Origin of the sequence: Nostoc sp. 106C (assembly GCF_002154725.1) — a bacterium.
Lineage (GTDB): Bacteria > Cyanobacteriota > Cyanobacteriia > Cyanobacteriales > Nostocaceae > Aulosira.
The window spans coordinates 1-19,308 of record NZ_MTAW01000088.1 but is presented as its reverse complement, the minus strand read 5'-3'; the positions used below and the strand labels follow the sequence as shown (position 1 = coordinate 19,308).

At 42.0% G+C, this 19,308-nt stretch carries 12 protein-coding genes and 1 tRNA gene; 2 read left to right on the top strand and 11 right to left on the bottom strand.

Translation table 11 applies throughout. From position 1 onward, the window contains the following. The first annotated feature begins 2 nt into the window (after positions 1 to 2). A complete protein-coding gene (locus BV375_RS10035) occupies positions 3 to 383 on the top strand; it encodes a helix-turn-helix domain-containing protein (protein WP_086759959.1) in 381 nt (126 codons plus the stop codon). A 79-nt stretch (positions 384 to 462) separates the two neighbouring features. Further along, positions 463 to 996, top strand: a complete 534-nt coding sequence (locus BV375_RS10030) for an HD domain-containing protein (RefSeq protein WP_086759957.1) — start codon at positions 463 to 465, stop codon at positions 994 to 996. 27 nt (positions 997 to 1,023) lie between these two features. Here BV375_RS10030 and BV375_RS10025 read toward each other — a convergent pair whose 3' ends face one another. The 11 genes from BV375_RS10025 to BV375_RS09980 form a co-directional block, all read right to left on the bottom strand. Further along, a complete protein-coding gene (locus BV375_RS10025) occupies positions 1,024 to 3,330 on the bottom strand; it encodes a site-2 protease family protein (protein WP_086759955.1) in 2,307 nt (768 codons plus the stop codon). A gap of 132 nt (positions 3,331 to 3,462) precedes the next feature. Beyond that, positions 3,463 to 5,349, bottom strand: coding sequence for an ATP-dependent zinc metalloprotease FtsH2 (gene ftsH2, locus BV375_RS10020; RefSeq protein WP_086759953.1), 1,887 nt, complete (start codon positions 5,347 to 5,349; stop codon positions 3,463 to 3,465). Positions 5,350 to 5,879: 530 nt separating this feature from the next. Next, positions 5,880 to 6,374: a hypothetical protein gene (locus tag BV375_RS10015; RefSeq protein WP_086759951.1), complete on the bottom strand. Its 495-nt coding sequence runs from the start codon at positions 6,372 to 6,374 to the stop codon at positions 5,880 to 5,882. 236 nt (positions 6,375 to 6,610) lie between these two features. Then, the gene (gene gltX / locus BV375_RS10010; RefSeq protein WP_086759949.1) at positions 6,611 to 8,056 is read right to left on the bottom strand and encodes a glutamate--tRNA ligase; all 1,446 of its coding nucleotides are present in this window, start codon (positions 8,054 to 8,056) and stop codon (positions 6,611 to 6,613) included. 172 nt (positions 8,057 to 8,228) lie between these two features. Next, a tRNA-Asp gene (locus BV375_RS10005) sits at positions 8,229 to 8,302 on the bottom strand. A 141-nt stretch (positions 8,303 to 8,443) separates the two neighbouring features. Beyond that, the gene (locus BV375_RS10000) at positions 8,444 to 10,012 is read right to left on the bottom strand and encodes a serine/threonine-protein kinase (protein ID WP_086759947.1); all 1,569 of its coding nucleotides are present in this window, start codon (positions 10,010 to 10,012) and stop codon (positions 8,444 to 8,446) included. A 103-nt stretch (positions 10,013 to 10,115) separates the two neighbouring features. Then, positions 10,116 to 11,735: a serine/threonine-protein kinase gene (locus BV375_RS09995; RefSeq protein ID WP_086759945.1), complete on the bottom strand. Its 1,620-nt coding sequence runs from the start codon at positions 11,733 to 11,735 to the stop codon at positions 10,116 to 10,118. 357 nt (positions 11,736 to 12,092) lie between these two features. Continuing rightward, positions 12,093 to 13,277, bottom strand: a complete 1,185-nt coding sequence (locus tag BV375_RS09990) for an esterase-like activity of phytase family protein (protein ID WP_086759943.1) — start codon at positions 13,275 to 13,277, stop codon at positions 12,093 to 12,095. 293 nt (positions 13,278 to 13,570) lie between these two features. Then, entirely contained in the window at positions 13,571 to 15,604 is a 2,034-nt protein-coding gene (locus tag BV375_RS38090) for a GAF domain-containing sensor histidine kinase (protein WP_243713901.1), read from the bottom strand. Between the two features lie 1,946 nt (positions 15,605 to 17,550). Further along, entirely contained in the window at positions 17,551 to 18,564 is a 1,014-nt protein-coding gene (locus BV375_RS38085; protein WP_243713900.1) for a serine/threonine-protein kinase, read from the bottom strand. Between the two features lie 9 nt (positions 18,565 to 18,573). Continuing rightward, entirely contained in the window at positions 18,574 to 18,849 is a 276-nt protein-coding gene (locus tag BV375_RS09980) for a histidine kinase dimerization/phospho-acceptor domain-containing protein (protein WP_086759941.1), read from the bottom strand. Between the last annotated feature and the right edge of the window lie 459 nt (positions 18,850 to 19,308).

Genomic DNA, 19,308 nt, shown 5'->3' with positions numbered 1-19,308 from the left:
ATATGCTTGAACCCCGTCCCATCCGAACCGAAGCTGATTATCATGCTGCGCTTGCTGAAATTGAAAGACTGTTTAATGCGAAAGTAAATACGCCAGAGTATGACCGCTTGGAAGTTTTAACTACGCTTGTGGAAGCATACGAGCAAAAGCATTACCCAATCGAACCACCAGATCCGATTGCAGCGATTTTATATTATCTCGAATCTCGTGGGTTGTCTCAGCATGATTTAGAGGCTGTAATTGGTACTCAAGTGCAGATTTCGGAGATTTTGAATCGACAACAGCCTCTAACGTTGGATATGATTCGTCTTTTGCATCAGCAATTAGGAATTCCGGCAGATGTGTTAATCCAACCTTACTCTTTGATAGAAAAGTCAGCTTGAAAGTCGCAACTGGTACAGCCATAAAAGTCAAATTCCAAGCTTAAACTAAACTAGCGATCGCTATACTGGATGAAGCTGAATGAGTAGCCAAATCAAAGATTTCCCAACAGTGCATGATGCTTACAAATTTCTGCGACAACTGGGAGCATCATCAAAGCTAATTCGTCATGTGACATTGGTTGGTGAAGCTGCTGATTTGTTGATTGCAAAACTTCATCAACTATCCGTTTCATTTAACGAAGATTTTGTTCGCTTAGGTGTCGCGTTCCATGATGCAGGTAAAATTCTCTATCCGGAGGAACTGACTGCAAAAGGAAATAATCATGAACTCGCAGGTGAGGAGCTTTTAATTGCTCATGGAGTTGAGCCAAGTCTTGCACGCTGCTGTCGTTCTCATGCTCAATGGGAAGCGATGGAATGCTCTTTTGAAGAACTACTTGTTGCTCTGGCTGACACACTTTGGAAAGGTAAGCGCATTTCTCAATTGGAAACTATGGTAATTGAAAGGATATTGGGATTGTGCAAGCGAGATTACTGGGAATTATTTGTTGAAATGGATTCTTGCTTTGAGGCGATCGCTTCTGAGGGAGATTTGAAATTGTCGCGCAGTTAGACTTGTAATTCAGCAACGCCAAAAATATCAAACTTTATTAGTTGGATCTTCCTCATCCATAGCTTTATAAAGAGTATCTGCTTTTTGTTGATCTGCGATCGCTCCTTGAGTATCTCCCATATGATGACGGACTTGACTGCGCAAAACATAAGCCTCAGGGTTTTTAGAATTTAGCTTGATTACATAGTCAGCATCTGCGATCGCGCCTTTGTAATCCTGTAGCTTTTGACGCACATATCCACGAGAGATGTAAGCCCATGTATCTTTGGCATCTAATTTAATCATTTCGTTGTAATCAGCGATCGCACCTTTGTAGTCTTGCATCTCATCACGCACTCGCGCTCTTAGCTGATAGACATTGATATTTTTAGGATCAAGGCGTAAGGCCTGATTGTAATCTTGAATCGCACCTTGATAATTCTTTAACCTGCGGCGAAAATTGGCACGAGTCATGCGAGATTCAATATCATGAGGTTGTAGGCGTACCACTTGGTCATAATCTGCTAGCGCTCCTTGATAGTTACGTAAGGCAAGATGGGCCCGCGATCGTTTTATATAAGCATTAACATCATTAGGATTTGAACGCAAAGCAGCAGTCGCCTCCTCAACTGCTTGTTGCCTATTTTTTATGACACGTTCACGTCTTTGTTGCGGATTTTCAAAATAATAAGGTAAAAAGCTGACCCAACTAGGAATGATTGCTTGTACACTACCAGCTATTCCGCCTAACAAGCTCACACAGTAGACAATAACAAGTAACAATCTAGTTTTCCACTTGCCACGCGATTCGTAATGCCGTTGAATTAACTCCTTCACCAGAGTGTATTTAGTACTGAAGGGCAAGTTTCCATATCCGAACTGCTTCAAGTATTTGAATATGGCATGTAGGAGATTATCTCGATCTGTGGGTGGGTTTTGCTGTAATTCTTTCTGTAATTTGGCATTCACTTTGGCACTGCGAAAACTGTGAGGGATACTCAAAGTTATCAAAAATACAAATAACAGCATCTCTGGTCGGTCTTTCCCGATCAGCCCCAAGATCATAACGCCAATTAGCTTAAATAAAACTCCAATGTAAGGAAAGCGGGAAAACAGCAGTAAATCAGCAATTTGTCCGCCATCCAATGGATATACTGGCAGCAAGTTGAATAAATTCAGAAAAATTAGCGTCCAGCTTGCTTCTCGCACCCAACTAGGATAGCCACTATTCGGAGGGGCAAGGATTGCCAACCCAATCCCCAAAATTAACCCTGGTAATGGGCCTGCTAGGGATATCCAAAATTTTTGCGTAAGTGTGGCGTCATCTTTGCGGGCAGTTGCTAAAGCTCCTAAAAACGGTATGAATAAAACAGAGGTGTCACGGTAACCAAACAGTTTCATCGCTAATAAGTGTCCACCTTCATGGAACAGGAGTACACTGATAAAAATCCCAACACTTAGGGCGGAGAGGTAGTGAGTATAGCTGGCGATAAACAGCACTAGACTGCCCAACAATAGCCAGGCGCGAAATTTTTTCCCTACTAGACCCTGTTGCAAGTATTGCATTTGTTGAAAGCCCTCAACTTCCAGTTCTATCGGGATTTCTCTAGAGATACTGGAATCAGTTTTAGCTTTTTGTCTGCGTTGCTTGATGATAGTTGCGGCTTTACTACCACCTTGGATCATCGGGTTGACTGTTTTCAGAGCCGTTAGCCAATGTAGCTGAAATAACTCTGTTCCTTTAATTGGTGATAGATGTCCTGCTTTGGCTAGGAAACTGACATAATTACTCATGTATATCTGTAGTGCCTTAGCAAAAGCCTCTGGTAGCAAACCACAGGGGGTTTTACTAGAAGTTAATTGTTTGAGTTTATCTTGGTGAGTTTGCCATTGCACCGATACTCGATCTGTATAAACATCTTGAACAATTGTGTTAGGAATTTCTCCTATCACTCCATGTGCTTTACCGTTAATAGTCAGCAACAATGTTTTCTCTTTAAAGAAGGTATAAAACTCTATATCAAATAAATTAACAGGTTCAACTAAACGACGCACAACTACTGTGGCGTAGCTTTTAAGCGCTTTGTTATATAAGAGAATTTCCCAATTTGTTTGCTGATAAACTTTTACAACTGGTTGATAGCGCAAATAGCTAAATGGTTTAAAGCCTAATTGTTCAAGTTCTCTAATTGGAGTTTGAAATAAATCTCTCAGGTAAGTAGGAACTGTATCAGCTTGTGTAATTTGGTATTTTGGATATTGAAATTGAGACTTGCAAAGCTGTAAAAAGGTAATGAAATAGCGGATAAAAAGCAGTAAAACGTAGATTGCGATCGGGTAAAGCAGGTATTGCATAGCAGTAACAAAACCTTAACTATGCTTAGTGTTCCCTGCTACCAACTAAATATTTAGTATTTTATCAATACAAAAAATAAAAATGGGTATAGTTCTTTAACCATACCCATCTTAAGATGTTTAAATCAGTAATTATAGCTGTGGTACATACTGAGCTTTCTCAGGTACGTCTGTGTACTCAGCCACAATTTGACGAAATTCTGCGCCGTCAATGGTTTCTTTTTCGATCAGCAGATCAACTAAACGATCGGTGACGCTACGATTTTCACGAATAATTTTCTTGGCTGTTTGATAGCAATCTTCGACGATCGCTCTAACTTGACCATCGATACGCGATGCGATCGCTTCGGAATACTCAGATCTGGTTGTCCAGTCACGACCCAAGAAGACTTCTCCCTGCTGGCTTTCCAGAGATAGGGGGCCTAAATTTGACATCCCGAACCGGGTAACCATTTGCCTAGCCATACCCGACAACTGTTGTAAGTCGCCACCTGCACCAGTGGTAACTTCCGCAGGTCCAAAAATTACTTCTTCCGCAGCGCGTCCACCCAAAGCACCAGTAATCCGCGCTTTCAGTTGGGAACGGGAAATCAACCCCTGTTCTTCGTTGGGAGTAAACCAAGTTAAACCTTGTGCTTGTCCGCGAGGGATAAGGGTAACTTTTTGTACTGGGTCATGATCTTTTAATACAGTTCCCACCAAAGCGTGTCCAACTTCGTGGTAAGCAATTAAGCGCTTGCTCTTGCTGTCAACCAAGGGAGTTCCTTCCATCCCTGCGACTACCCGATCTACCGCATCATCAATTTCGTTGAGAGTAATTCCTTCTTTGCGTCTTCTGGCGGTAAGAATAGCGGCTTCGTTGAGTAAGTTGGCTAAATCTGCACCAGTGAAACCAGGTGTGCGGCGTGCGATCGCTTCTAAGGATACGCTGGGGTCAAGTTTCTTATTGCGGGCGTGGACTTGTAAGATTTCCAAACGTCCTTTGATATCTGGTGCATCAACGGTCACTTGGCGGTCAAAGCGTCCGGGACGCAACAATGCTGAGTCTAATACATCGGGACGGTTGGTGGCTGCAATAATAATGATGCCTGTGTTACCTTCAAAACCATCCATTTCGGTGAGTAGTTGGTTGAGGGTTTGTTCTCTCTCATCGTTACCACCACCGATACCAGCACCCCGTTGTCTACCTACGGCGTCAATTTCATCGATAAAGATGATACAGGGGGCGTTGTCTTTGGCTTTTTTGAATAGGTCACGTACACGAGACGCACCCACACCCACGAACATTTCCACAAATTCCGAACCGGAAATGCTAAAGAAAGGTACACCAGCTTCCCCGGCGATCGCTTTTGCTAATAAAGTTTTACCAGTTCCGGGAGGCCCAACTAACAGCACTCCTTTGGGAATGCGCGCGCCTACAGCAGTAAATCTTTCTGGCTGTTTGAGGAAGGTGACAACTTCTTGTAATTCCTCTTTAGCTTCTTCAATACCTGCTACGTCGTCAAATTTAACTCCGGTTTTTGCTTCCATTTGAAAGCGAGCTTTAGACTTGCCGAAGTTCATCGCTTGACCAGGCCCGCCAGGGAGGTTACTAGAGCGACGGAACAAAAAGAACAATCCAGTAATCAATAATATTGGAAAAACGAGATTGCCCAACAATCCCCAAATGGCTCCATCATTGCGCATGGGGTGGGCATCAAAACTAATTCCTTTTTCTTTAAGCTTGCTAATTAACTCAGGCGCGTTAACAGGCAGATCCACCCGCCACCGTTGAACACGATTTTCGATGTCTTGATCTACGGCTTCAACAATTGCTGTTCTGCCGCCTTCATAAAGATCTACACTACTAACGCGATTAGCGTCTAAGTATTCCAGAAAGCGACCATAGGTCATGCGGGTATTGGCTGCATTCTTAGTCATGTCAGCAGGAGCGCTAGCAAATGCCCCTTGCCAAAAGAAAAAGCCAATTACCAAAGCAGGCAATGTCCATAGTAATAGGACTTTCCAAGAAAATTTCATCTTAATCTGCCTCTAGATGCCAATACAACTCATCAGCTTTAGCAACCAAATGATGCAATCACTCTGTTAATTTCAGGATGAGAGTGGAGTAAAAAGTATAAAATTTTTCAACCTAACTTACCCTGCCAGCGGCGCTAGCTTTTGGCTACGCTCCCCAGAGGGCGTTTAATCTTGGAATTCAAAACTTTTTTGTCATCATTCATCCTTTCTTGGTTGCTGAATCGCTGGGAAACGGATCTGGATAAATCCATTTTGTTTAATCTGATGTTTTACGTGCATCGCCATACAAGCTCTAAGGTCATTACAGCAAATTTATAACGACAGCACGAATCTTAATTAAAGTTAACTTAATTTTAATACAAAATTGCCCACAAAAGAAACGAGGATTAGAGAAACTCATGATTAGGAAGCATTCTCAAAGCTTGCTTTCTAAGTTATTGCTGTTTCTCTATCCCTCTATCCTATTGTGAATGCCCGATTTTGGCTGATGAAATCCTACTGCTGAAATTGATGTATTGGATGCAGGTATCTCATTTAACTTCTGTAATTTGGAGAGTGTAAGGGAAATACTTGCCTTTAACATAAGAACCAACCCAAATTTGATAAGTTCCTGGAAGCCATTCCCCAACTATGCCAGGATTTTTACCATCAAACTCGTCATTGCACCATGTACCACCAGGTCCCTTGACTATGAGCGTAGTATCTTCAGGACTTTGCACTTGCAACTTCAGATAGTCAAATTTATTTGTTAATTCCAATTTATGGTCTGGTGCTTCATCAACAAATCCAGTACATGGGCCAGTGGCAGTTTCCGTTCTCTTGCCAACTTGGTTCCCTGGAACTGAGCCGCCACTCATACCCCTAACAGTAAAGGGATCTGGGGAAAAATTCTTGCCGATGGTGGCATCTCCAAATATTGGTGGTGTTGGTGGCACATCTGCTCCGGCATGAGTGCTCGATGTGACGAAGAGTGTAAATACCACTAATGATAATCTGATCCCTCTATTGAGCGCGCTTTTCGGCATTTTAATTACATGGTTATCTAAGTGGAGTTGATGACATGAATTTTACACACCAAGTTCCCAAAAATAGAAGAATTAACTACTTTTGGAAGATGCACTCCGAAGGATTGATTTAGTTTCCCAGGAACTGGGCTTGTAGTTGGTGCCAAGGCTCACAATTCTTGTGGCTGCTTTTATTATCAATAGAGGCGCACCTAGGTGCGCCTCTAAAAATCTAAAATATTCCCAAAGACTGAGAGCTAACTGCCTGCTGTTATGGTTCTACTCAAACGTGAGCGATCTAAACCAATTTGGTTGAGTAGTAACCAGGATTGGATTAAGTCGGGACCATGAACATCTCCAGTTAAGGCGACTCGAAGCGATCGCATTACCAATCCTTTCTTGACATTTTGGGCTTTTACCACCTGCTTAATAATTTCTTGCGCAGTAGCTTCTGGTAATTGCGGTTGATTTTCCAAAGCTGTAAGAATGCCTTGGAGAACAGCAGCCGAACCTTCTTGCTGCAACTGTTTAGTGGCTTCTTCGCTAAATTCAACAGTATCGGTAAAGAACAGTTGGCTCTGCTCCACAGCATCTTTGAGCCGTGTCAGGCTAGGGCCGATTAAAGCTACTAGTTGCTCTAACCAAGGGCGATCTCGTCCGCCATCAAATTTAAAGCCTGCTTCTTCCCAATAAGGTATAAGTAGATCTGTCAGCTTATCTACTGGGGTACTGTGGATGTACTGACTGTTTAACCAATCCAATTTTGCCCAGTCAAACTTTGCACCTGCTTTATTGACACGCTCAAAGCTGAATTCTTTAGCTGCGGCTTCTAAAGTAAATATTTCCTGAGTAGAGTCTGGTGGCGACCAACCCAACAAAGTCATGTAATTAACTAAACCTTCAGAAGTGAAGCCTAATTTTTTGAACTCGGAAATGGAAGTAACGCCATCCCGCTTAGAGAGTTTGCGCCCTTCCATATTCAAAATTAGCGGTGAGTGGGCAAACTCTGGTATTTTCGCCCCCAAAGCTTCGTAGAGGAGAATTTGCTTGGCTGTGTTGGCTATATGGTCTTCTCCCCGGATGACATGGGTGATTTGCATATCGATGTCATCAACGACAACTACAAAGTTGTACAGTGGTTGACCAACACCTGCTTCGGAAGCGCGAGCGATGACCATATCACCACCAAGATCGCTTCCTCGCCAAGACATTTTTCCTCTTACTAGGTCATGCCAGACAATCTCACGCTCATCTTCGATTTTGAAACGAATCACAAAGTTACGGCCTTCAGCTTTGAAAGCGGCTTCTTGTTCTGGAGTAAGGTTGCGGTGACGGTTGTCATAGCGCGGTGCTTCCCCTTTAGCTTTTTGGGTTTCCCGTAAAGCTTCTAGTTCTTCAGAAGTTGTATAGCAGCGATAGGCTAACCCTTGCTCTAGCAGTTTTTCTACTGCTTGTTTGTAGAGGTCTAGGCGTTGAGATTGAAAAAATGGGCCTTCATCCCAGTTTAGCCCCAACCAGCGCAGCCCTTCGAGGATATTCTCTGTATATTCGGGACGCGATCGCTCTAGGTCTGTATCTTCAATTCGCAGGATAAACTTTCCGCCGTGGTGGCGGGCAAATAGCCAGTTAAACACAGCAGTTCTGGCTGTACCAATATGTAAATTTCCCGTGGGACTTGGAGCAATACGGACTCTAACAGTCACAGTTCTTTCTCTCTTTCTCAAAGCATGATTAATATAACAAGCCCTGAATACCGAGTTTTAGGCGATCGCTCAATGGGGTATGGTAAAAGGAAATTCTCAAGTCAACATTGAAAATCACTTCTTCTTGCACCGCTCTTCTCGGAACTCAGCACTGCTAACTCATTAACTTCTACGGGACTGACGGGGCTCGAACCCGCAACTTCCGCCGTGACAGGGCGGTGCTCTAACCAATTGAACTACAGTCCCTTAATTGGCAACTTTGCTATTATGTACATTTTTTTCCGGCTTGTCAAGTATCTAGGAGTGAGAAATTTAGAAGTCAATAACCCTTTGTTCTTGGCTATTTCTTCCTTGTCCTATTTCTTTTCTCCTCCCTTTCCGATTCAGTCATCCCAAAACGCCTGATGCTACAGCCTGCGGTATTGATGCTAGATGCTGCTGTATTTGAGATTGCATTTGCCGATACTGCTGCTTTAATATGTTTTTGCTCAATTGGGCTTGAGAAGAGGGTGGTAGGCTTTGACTTTTTTTGACCCAAGTTTTAAACATTTGTCGCTTCGTGGGATCTATGTAACTGCTGATCACTCCAGCACAGGAGTGAGGTGATTCGAGAGTAAATAAAATTAAAGGGTAGCGTTCATTTTCCGCCAACGAAGACAGCAATTGATGATTTTGTGGGTTCTGCATATCGAGGTAGCAGGGTAGCCACTTGGGACCGAGTTTGCGATTGTACAGGACTGTCAGCCACAGCAGCATAGGGTGAGGAGATGTGATGAAGAGAAATTCGTTGTAACGTACAGAAAGGGCACGTTGTTTGATCTCTTGTTTTGATAACATCAGCCATATTGATGCCACTGGTTGTGGTTCGGTATCTAGAAGTTGGGGAAAAACTATTTCCTGAATTGGTTTATTTTCCGGCCACGTAAGTTTCCAACAAGTTTGTTCTAAAGCTACAGGTAACTCAGATCTCAGGGAAAAATTTGAGGAATTGGCATTGACGGATTCTGCTTGGACATTACTGCCCACTTCTGGTATCCTCACATTTGTGGGCAAGCTGAGATAATTAGACCGATTAATATTTTCTAAGACTTGCAGCAGTTGAGCCATATTTTGTGGGCGATCGCTGGCTTGTTTCTCTAGACAAGTCATAATTAAATCATTTAACTCTCGTGGCAATTGCAGATTGGGTTTAACCTGTGCGATCGCCTTTGGTGCTTCAAAGTGATGTGCTTTATACCAGGCACCAAAGTGATCGGTTTCTGGTTCCCAAGGTTTTTCACCTGTGAGCATTTCAAACATCATCACCCCTAGGCTATAAATGTCAGAGCGACTATCTAAATCTCCTCCCTCTAGTTGCTCTGGCGAACAATAGGGTAATGTGCCATGAAAACCTTTATTAGTACTTATGGTTGTCGCATAATTTAAAAACTTAGCAATCCCAAAATCTAGGATTTTTACTAACTGACCTAATATGGGATCGGGAATAACTAATATATTAGCTGGCTTAATATCTCTATGAACTAGCGGATAAATATTGCCGTCCATGTTTATGCCTTGATGAGCACACTGTAAGCCCAAAAAAATCTGACGTATCAAAGTCATAAACATTGGTAAGTTTACAGGAATTAATTCCTTTAAGCATTTGCCAGATAAATATTCCATGACGTAAAATGGGTTACCTTTTTCACTTACGCCATAATCATACGCTCTCACTATATGTATACTTTTTTGGCTCAAAGCTGCGCTCATTAGAGCTTCTCTAGCGAAATCTTTTTGCATCTTTGCATCTGAGACAGTTTGCGTGAGGAATTTGATCGCAACTGGTATTCCTCCTAGCAAAATGTCATTCGCTAAAAAAACCTTGCCCATGCCTCCGTTGCCAATTAACTTGATCAATTTATAACGATTGACAAGTAACCCTGTATTCTGTGGAGATGCAAATGAGCTTTGGTTCACTTTTACGACCTCTAAATACTCTCCAATTTCAATCTAAAGATTAACATATTTAAAATAAGATAATTTAGTAATATTCAGCCTTATCAATATATTCGGTTAAGATTTAACGGCGCAAGATAACTTGGATAAAATAATAATATATTTTAAATGCCCAAGCTTTTAAACGTATTTCTTTCTTCTCTGGTGTAGCTATTAATTTGCGTACTATTCCTGTTTTTAGCCTTTCATACTCTGCCTTTAAAATAATTTTTGCTTGTTTAGTAGAAATAAATTCCTGGGATGTCGGATTCATTGCTAACCAATCTGTTAGTTGCTGACGTTGGCTAGCAGTCAGAGTCAATGTCATTACATGAGTGCAATTATGTGGTTCTTCTATGGAAAAAAATAACAAATGATAATAGCCAACTTCTGCTAAACTTCGGATTATTTTTTGCCCTCGGCTATCATTCATGTCTAAGAAACAAGAAAGCCACTTTGTTTGGGAAATTTGGGAATTATATAATGCTGTTATCCATAAAACCATTGGATAGATATTCATTTTAGCCACAAATTCTGTGCTATGTGTTTTATCTAAAAATTTTGTAATTTCTTGTTGAGGTAACATAGCCCAAAAAGTTGGGATAGTTCCCTGGAATGTGTGTAATAAATAAGGAAAACCAATTGGTGCAATTGGTCTATTCTTAGGCCAAGTCTTCTGTAAACACTCTTTTTCGGATAATGATGTTACAGGTACTATTTGTAGTGTAGGTGATTGCAACTCTTCGCTAATACTAATAGCAGCACTACGCTCAATTTGCAATTTTACTTGTTCTAAAGTTTCTAATATTTCTTTAATATTTTGTGGGCGATCGCTTACTTCCTTGGCTAAACAACTCATCACTAATTTCTGCAATGTTTGGGGTATAACTAATTGTGGATTGACTTCCCCAAATGCAGGTGGAGTTTGGAAGTGATGTGCTTGATACCAGCTACCAAAAGAGTTAGTTGTGGCTTGAAATGGATGCTTTCCAGCTAGCATTTCAAACATTAGTATTCCTAAACTGTAGATATCAGAACGCACATCCAATAGTTTACGTCCTTCCATGTGTTCTGGAGAACAGTAAGGTAAACTACCTATAAAAGAATCAGTCAGAGTCATTCCACTGCGCTCTGTTAAAAATTTGGCAATGCCAAAATCAAGAATCTTGACTACATTCTCTTTTTTAGTATCTTCTATCAGGAAAATATTTTCGGGCTTAATATCTCTATGAACAATAGGAAAGTTTTCTCCTTTAAGAATAATACCTTGATGTGCGCACTGTAAGCCTAAGCAAATTTGATTGCAAATATCTAAAAGTTTTGTTAGTGGTAATGTTTGATTTTTGAGGATACGTTTGAGATTTTTACCTTGGAGATATTCCATCACATAAAAGGGAATATTTTCCTCAGTTACACCATAACTAAATACCCGGACAATATTTTTACTTTTCCGTCCTAATTGAGCACCAATAAAAATTTCTCTAGCAAAGCGTTGGGACATTTGCTGACTACCCAAACTAAGCGAGAGAATCTTGACAGCAACTGCCATCCCACCTTTGGCAACATCTTCTGCTAGGTAAACTCTACCCATGCCGCCTTTGCCAATCAAATCTCGGATTAAATAGCGATTATTTAAGAATTTACCAATATAAATATCTAATTCAGTCTTGGCGTTGACTAGATTCGGAATCGGATTTTGCACCATAAAATTATTTATTAAAAATAAAATCAGAAAGTTATTAAAATAACTCTCCTTAAAGTTTTATTTTATCTATAAACAAGATGAATAATTTTAGAGAGTTAATTATATGAGGTGAAATTTACTACAAAACTTGTTTAATTTTTAATAAAATTATGGCAAACCTATCTGCAACAGTTCTTAAACATGGTGTAACATATTTAATATAGAAACCGTATGAGAATTTCCACTGAATCCCCAAATCGACATAATACATTTGCCTAATTTCCTCAGTGAATATACGGTAAAAGTAGAAATACTTACTAAAATTAAATTTTAGAATCTTAATTATACTTCTAATCTAGTAGATTGGTCTTGTAGAAGTTAGCGGTTAAAATTAGGGAGGAGACGACGCAAGAGCCTGATGAGCGGCGATTCGATTTTCAACTTAAAGGCTAGTATTTGCGTACGTTGCAGAGAATTAAAATTGTTGTCGCTTACTAGTATTAATGAGCGTTGACCATCAGGTAATGTAGGACCAAGGGTTAAGCCTTCAATGTTATCTAGCAATACCTCTTGAGTTCTCAAATCTAACAGCAGTTTTTTCTGAACAGGTTTGATTGTTTGGGAGTTAACATTTAAGAGGCTATCGATCTGCTGAATATCATCAGCACCCTCTAAAGAAACTTGGAACAGGAAAATAGCAAATCCCAAACCTGTAAAAGACCGTTCTAAACTCAGGAAACTTCCTTGATTATCCAAGGCAACTAAATCGGGTAAACCGCTAGCAAACTTGCCAGTAAAATTTAAAAAAGGCGAGATAGGTTCAGTTTGATAAAGGAATTCCTTTTCTGGCTGATTAGTCAGCAAGTTATATTGTAAAATTCGGCAGGAAGTGCTGGTATTGGGTTGAGCGGCTGCACCATCTTGAATTAGAGCATTTTCGGTAGCTGTAAAGAGTTTCTTGTCGTTAGGTGTGATGGTAAGGCTTTCAAAAGCCAAATTGTTGCGGATACCATGCTGACCATTGTTATCGGGCAAAAACTTGTTTGGTATGGGTAGTGTTGTGATTACCTTACCAGTAGATAAGGAGAATTCTTGAATAAAAGGATTAATTAATTGCCTAACATCACCTTCAGAAGAAATGAAGACCGTTTTTTTGCTAGTTAAAGCAATCCCTTCTGTATCGCTGGTATCGGGAGGAAACTTGTCACCATTTTCATTTAATAGGGTGGTGACACCAACAGGGACAACACCACCATTTTTCAGTGAACCTTTACTGAGGTCAATTTTGAGAGTGTAGAAACGGGCAGGAGCTTTTTCACTGCGGTCATCAGAAATGGCATAATAAAGGTCTTTTTGGGCGTCGTAGGTAATTCCAGATAATCCTCCTACGGGCGTTTTTTGAAAATATAATCCTTTGGGGAGAGTAGCTTGTCCGATAAACTCTATGCCACTAACTGTTACAGCCGCCGACGCTAAATTGCTCCAAAAAAGACCGATAATTATTATAGGGAGCAAAAAATAAATACTTCTTGGCCAAGTCAAGAGTTTTTTGATGAACTGCATGGATAGCGATCGCTAAAGTGTCAAATTCATCAAACACAATATCACGCTCAAGCTATGGTACATAATATATGTACTGCTATCTACTGCGATTTGGGTTAATAGTCAAGGGTAAAAGGTCTTCCTTTGATTTTGGACTTTAGACTCCTGAGTGAATGGCAATAATAAAAGCTACAAGCTATGCAAAATAAGCACTATAGCTTTTAAAACTATTGAATGGTGTAAGGATAGGAGAGGCGATTGTCCTTGATGTAATGCCGAAAAAGCGATCGCTTCTTCGGCATTACCACAGACAATTAAACATGAATCGGCAGGCGGATACAGAACTCAGTACCTTGACCCAACTCAGACTGCACTTCTAGGCTACCACCATGTTTTTCTAGAATGATAGACTTGGCGATCGCTAATCCCAACCCCGTGCCTTTACCGACTCCTTTTGTAGTAAATAAATGGTCAAATATTTTTTCTTGGACTTCTTCACTCATCCCCTGAGCATTATCAGCAATGGCAATTTTGACGAGACGATCGGTCATTGAAGTGGTAATAGTAATGCGATTGGGTAAGGCTTGAATATCTGCTAAATCGCGCCCAATATTCGACTCCTCTAAGGCATCAATAGCATTAGCCAAAATATTCATAAAAACTTGATTTAGTTGTCCAGGAAAACATTCAATTTGTGGTAAATTACCGTAGTTGGTGACAACTTCGATAGCCGGACGTTGTTCGTTAGCTTTTAGACGATGCTTAAGAATGAGAATGGTGCTATCAATACCTTCGTGAATATTAAACGGCACTTTGTAATCGCGATCAGCACGGGAGAAAGTACGGAGTGAAGTGCTAATATTTTTGAGCCTGTCGCACGCCAAAGTCATGGAATCAAGCATTTTTGGTAAGTCTGAGAAGCTATATTCTAAGTCAATTTCGTCAGCATGATCTTCGATTTCTGCACTCTTGTTGGGAAAAGTTTCTTGATAGAGTTTTAAGTGTTCAAAAATATCAGCAATGGTGGGTTTAGCTTGTTTGATACTGGCAGCAATAAAACCCAAAGGATTATTCATTTCGTGGGCAATACCAGCAACTAAGTTACCCAAAGCAGACATTTTCTCACTTTGGATCATTTGTAATTGAGCGTTTTGTAGATCGGTTAGTGCTTTTTCTAAATCAAAGGATTTTTGTTGCAAGGCAAGTTCAGCGATTTTGCGTTCACGCAGTGCAGCTTGCTGTTCGCTAATATCTAAAAATAATCCATCCCAGACAACTGAGCCATCAGCAAGCTGTTCAATTCTAGATTCGCCATGAATCCACTTGACGATTCCGGATGGGGTAACGATTCGCCCCTCCCACCGCCAGGGAGATAAAGTCTGAACGGTGTCAGTGTAAGTTTGCTGGAAAGAAGCTAGATCATCTGGATGCACCATTTGTGTAAGAAAGCCTACATTGGCAGTAGCCTGCTCAGGGGTGATTTCGTATAGGGTGTAACAGTCGGCGCTGATATAAGTCAGTGAGGTAATGCCATCAGCACTCATGCGGAATTGATAAACCACTCCAGGCACATTATCTACTAAGTTGTGGAAGCGAGACTGGGCAGCACTAAGTTCATTAAAAGACTGTTCTAACTGTTGAGCATAGTTCTGCGATCGCTCGTAAAGTCGAGCATTTTCTAAGGAAATTGCCGCTTGAGCGCAGATTAAGTTCAGTAGTTCAACGCGATCGCTCGTAAACGCCCCCGTAACTAAATTATTTTCTAGATATAAAATGCCTTTCAACTGACCTTGATACAAAATTGGGCTGCACAAGATACTCTTGGGCTGTTGACGAATGATATACGGATCGTTGGCTAAAGTCGGCTCGGCACTTGCATTTACCAACACAGCAGTTTGCTTGTCATGCTTGACTTTGTAAATCAGTCTGTGGGGAATTTCCTGACTATCTTCAACGGGAAGACGCTGCAAGACAACTGGCTTTGAACCCTCGGTAATTGAGCCTTTAATTAACAGGCGATCGTCTCGCAAGAGCATTAACACGCATTTATTCGCCCCCGCATTTTCAATGACAATCGAAAGCAACGATGAAAGTAGCTTTTCCAGTTCGATTTCACTGGAAATGGCATGAGAAGCTTTGAGGATGGCGCAGAGGTCGAGGGAATCGGAGACACTGGAGGAGGAAGTGGTGGAAGTGACGGTTCCCACAGCAAAGACGGTTTCGTCGATAGAAAGGGCAGAGTGAGCTTGCTTTAAGATCGCAGCCAGCAGTTGCGGGTAGCGGCGTTCTAGGTCTGCAACTTTGGCTTTAGCTCCCCAGCGAGCATAGCCGTAGTAGGCTTGGGTCATGTATTCCTGGGCGATGCGTTCTTTTTTCCATTCCAGATAGAACTTAGCACTCAGTTCATTGGCTAAAGCTGTTTCGTGGATGAATTGGTGTTCTTGAGCCAGGGCGATCGCTTGGTCATAATGCTCAATGGCAGCAGCTTTGTTACCCAAAACCCGATATCGCTCTGCTTCCACTAGATGCCATTTGTGCAAGTGATTCATCGGGGCATTGTGCGCGCATTGCTGCAAAGCTGCTTGATGGGTGGTAGCCTGGGTAAGCAGTTGGGCTTGCTCTGTCTCTGGCTGGGTGGGTAACAGTGCCAGGTGCGTCAGCGCCGCATAGAAATGGAAAATAGGAATAAAAACCGTTCCCGATAGTACCATCCAACAGGGCTTAAGTTGGGTGAGGATATCCACAGCCGCCGGATAATTACCAAAGCAGTAGGCAAGCAACAGTTTGAAGATAAAGGCAACGACAATCATCATCAGTTCGTTATCCTGCTGGTGCTTGGGCAGCATCACAGTTTCATCATAGGCAGTACCAATTAGGCGATCGCTCTGGCTCACTGTTTCTCGCAAATTCTGTACCGTTTGCCACGTCATATCCAAAAGAAAACGCGCTGAATCATTTTTCATCTGAGCCATAGCAGCACTGTAAGCTGCTAATTCGGGTTCCAACAGATCTAGTTCTACACCCGCGAAAAAAGCCAGATGGGAGTAGCTTCCGATGTCGTAGCCTGCACTGAGCAGATTGCCCGTTTCCATACCTGCCTTGTAACTCTCTTTCAACGTCACAAGTGCCGCCCGCAACGCTTCCTGGTGAGGTTGAATAAAAAACCCAAACATCCCCAAAGTGATGCACTTCATGCTTTGAGTATTCAACCGCTCCAGCACTGCGAGTGCTAATCGACCAAATTTATAGCCAGTTTCGACTTCGCCCAAAAAGGCACACAGTACCATGCTGTGAGCCACATAGCCAATCGTTGAAGCGGGGGCATTACCAAACTCCAGCGACAATCGCACCATCGTCGCGCCCAACAGAGGCAGTAATCCTGGCATCCCCTGGTACACGGCTGAAAATAACATTCCTAACAGTTGGATGGCGGCTTGAGCATTGGGGTCGCTCATCGCGGGTAAATCAACCAGTTCGGCAATTTCTCTCCCCTGGAGTTGCTCTTTGATCTGCTGTAAAGCACTGCCAATCATGGCTGAGTCTGGTTTTGTCGGGAACTCTACCCCCAATTGCTTCAGTGCCTCTGCACCGACTGCGATCGCCTGCAATGTTTGGTTACGAGCCGTGTGTGCGGCGATTTGAATTTGGTAGATTTTCACTTTGTCGAGAATCGTCTGTGCCTGCTGCAAAACTAATGCAGCAAGCTGCTCCATACCCTCAAAGTCACTATTCAAGTAACTGGCTTCGGCAGCAGCTACATACAGATTCAGCGTCAACTCATACTGAGTTTCCCAGCAGTCTGGCAAAAGTAACGCTATCCCAGTTTGCAAATAAACCCTTGCAGCAGCATAGGCAGTGGCGCTTCTAGCTTTAGTTCCCGCTTTCAAGTTCAGTTGTGCTAGAGCTTGCCGTTCTTGTGGTTGCGCGATTAACTCTATGCCTAAATTCAAATGCCCAACAATATCAAATAGCTTGTCTTCTCGGTCTACTTCGGAGAGCTTTTGTTGGAACAGTTGTCCCATTTGCAGGTGAGTTGCTTGTTTCTGATTATCAGGAATTAAAGAATAGGCAGCTTGCTGGACGCGATCGTGCAAAAATCGATAGGTCGGATTAACTGTATCTTCTGTCTGGGGCTGTTCCCCTGTCTGAAAAAACTTATAAATCTGACTCGTGGGTAAAATTAAGCCTTCCTGCAAAGCTGGCCACAAGGCTGCTGCGGTATGGGTTGGCGATTTTTCTGAAACGATCGCCAATGTTTCTAAATCGAATTTTGCACCTACACAAGCAGCTAACTTCAGCATTTCTTGGGTGGCTGAGGGTAACTTTTGTAATTGCAGTGCCATGAACTCCACCACATTATCGGTGAGCGAGAGCGATCGCTAATGTCGCGCTGTCCCAATTCAAAAGCTTGAATTTTTCCAGTTTCTTGCCACTGCTGCAAACATCGTTCTAAGTCATGCTTCAATCCCAAAGCACTTTGATAGCGATCTTCTGCATTCTTCGCCATCAACTTGCTGATAATATCGCATAAAACTTTTGGTATTTCTTCCCTCCTGCCTCCTGCCTCCTGGTCACTGAGCGTAGTCGAAGTGTGCCTCCTAGCTTCTGGATTAGGCGGCATTTTTGCAATATGAGAATGCACTAATTCCATTGGGTCATCAGCTTGAAATGGTAACTCTCCTGTGAGTAATTCATAGAAGGTTACACCAACCGAGTAAAAGTCTGTGCGATAGTCAATCCCTCGATTCATCCGTCCAGTTTGTTCGGGAGAAATGTAAGCTAGTGTCCCTTCTAAGACATTCGGATTGAGCGAAGTTTGCGTTTCTTTTGGCAGCAAGGAGGCGATACTAAAATCAATTAATTTAACTTGTTTGGTTTCGGGATTAATTAAAATATTGCTGGGTTTAATATCTTTATGAATAATGCGTTTGTGATACAGAATATCTAAGGTGTCACATAAGGCGATCGCTATAACGAAAAACTCTTGTAGAGATTGTAGATTTCCCCTTACTCTCCACTCTTTGAGCGAAATTCCTCCAAAGTCTTCCATCACCAACGCATAGCCATTTTGGTAAGGTTCTATGCTATAAGTTTGAACTATTAGAGGTGAGTGCAGATTTTTGGCAATGGTATACTGATTGCGAAATTGTACTAGTTCATTAAACGAAGGATAAGGATTTTTCAGCAGTTTAATCGCTACAGGTTTTCGATCAGTCTGTCGATAACCTCGATAAACCAAGGTTCTCGAACCATTGTAGATTTCTTCAGTTACGTTGTATCCAGGAATCCTGGCAAGAGTGCTGACCATACTGCTTTTTCATGATTTCTGAATATAGTCTTCCCAAATCAGTAAAGCCTGTTTAGTGTTAATTGCTAAACTTGGTAAATCTTCTCGCAGGTATTCTAAATCAATGTTTGCGATTTCTGATTCTATTTCTTCACCCGGACTGATAAATTTTTCTTGATCAAGTTTGAGCAAATTAAATAAATCTTGAACGCCTGCGTATGCTGGTTGAATATTGCCATTGATAAAGCCAACAGGGTTATTAATTTCGTGGGCGACACCAGCCACAAGATTACCTAAAGCGGACATTTTTTCGCTTTGGATAATTTGTAATTGTGCTTGTTGTGCTCGGATAGTCGCGCCGCAGCACCTTAATCACCACCGGACACTGAGTCGTTGTTTACACTGCTCGATATACTGCGGTTCGAGTACCTAGATACAGTTGCTCAACGATGGTGTGGTTAGGGATGTCAGGTGAGGTGCTTGCTGAAAGTTTCATAGGTTTGGGTCAACTATCTTATACCAAATCAAATAATGTTTGCGACACATCAATAATATTCTAGAGGTCACGGCAGTGCCCATACGTGTCAACTTAACGTGAAACCCTTGTTAAAACGTGATTTTGTATTCACTCACCTACCATTACGATCCTCGTCACCCCACCCCAGTTTTGTCTAAAGCCAAAACTTCCCCTCCCCGCCTGCGGAGAGAAGTTGCGTGCGGGGGTTCCCCCCCGTTGAGCAAACTTCGGGGGAGGGGATTAAGGGG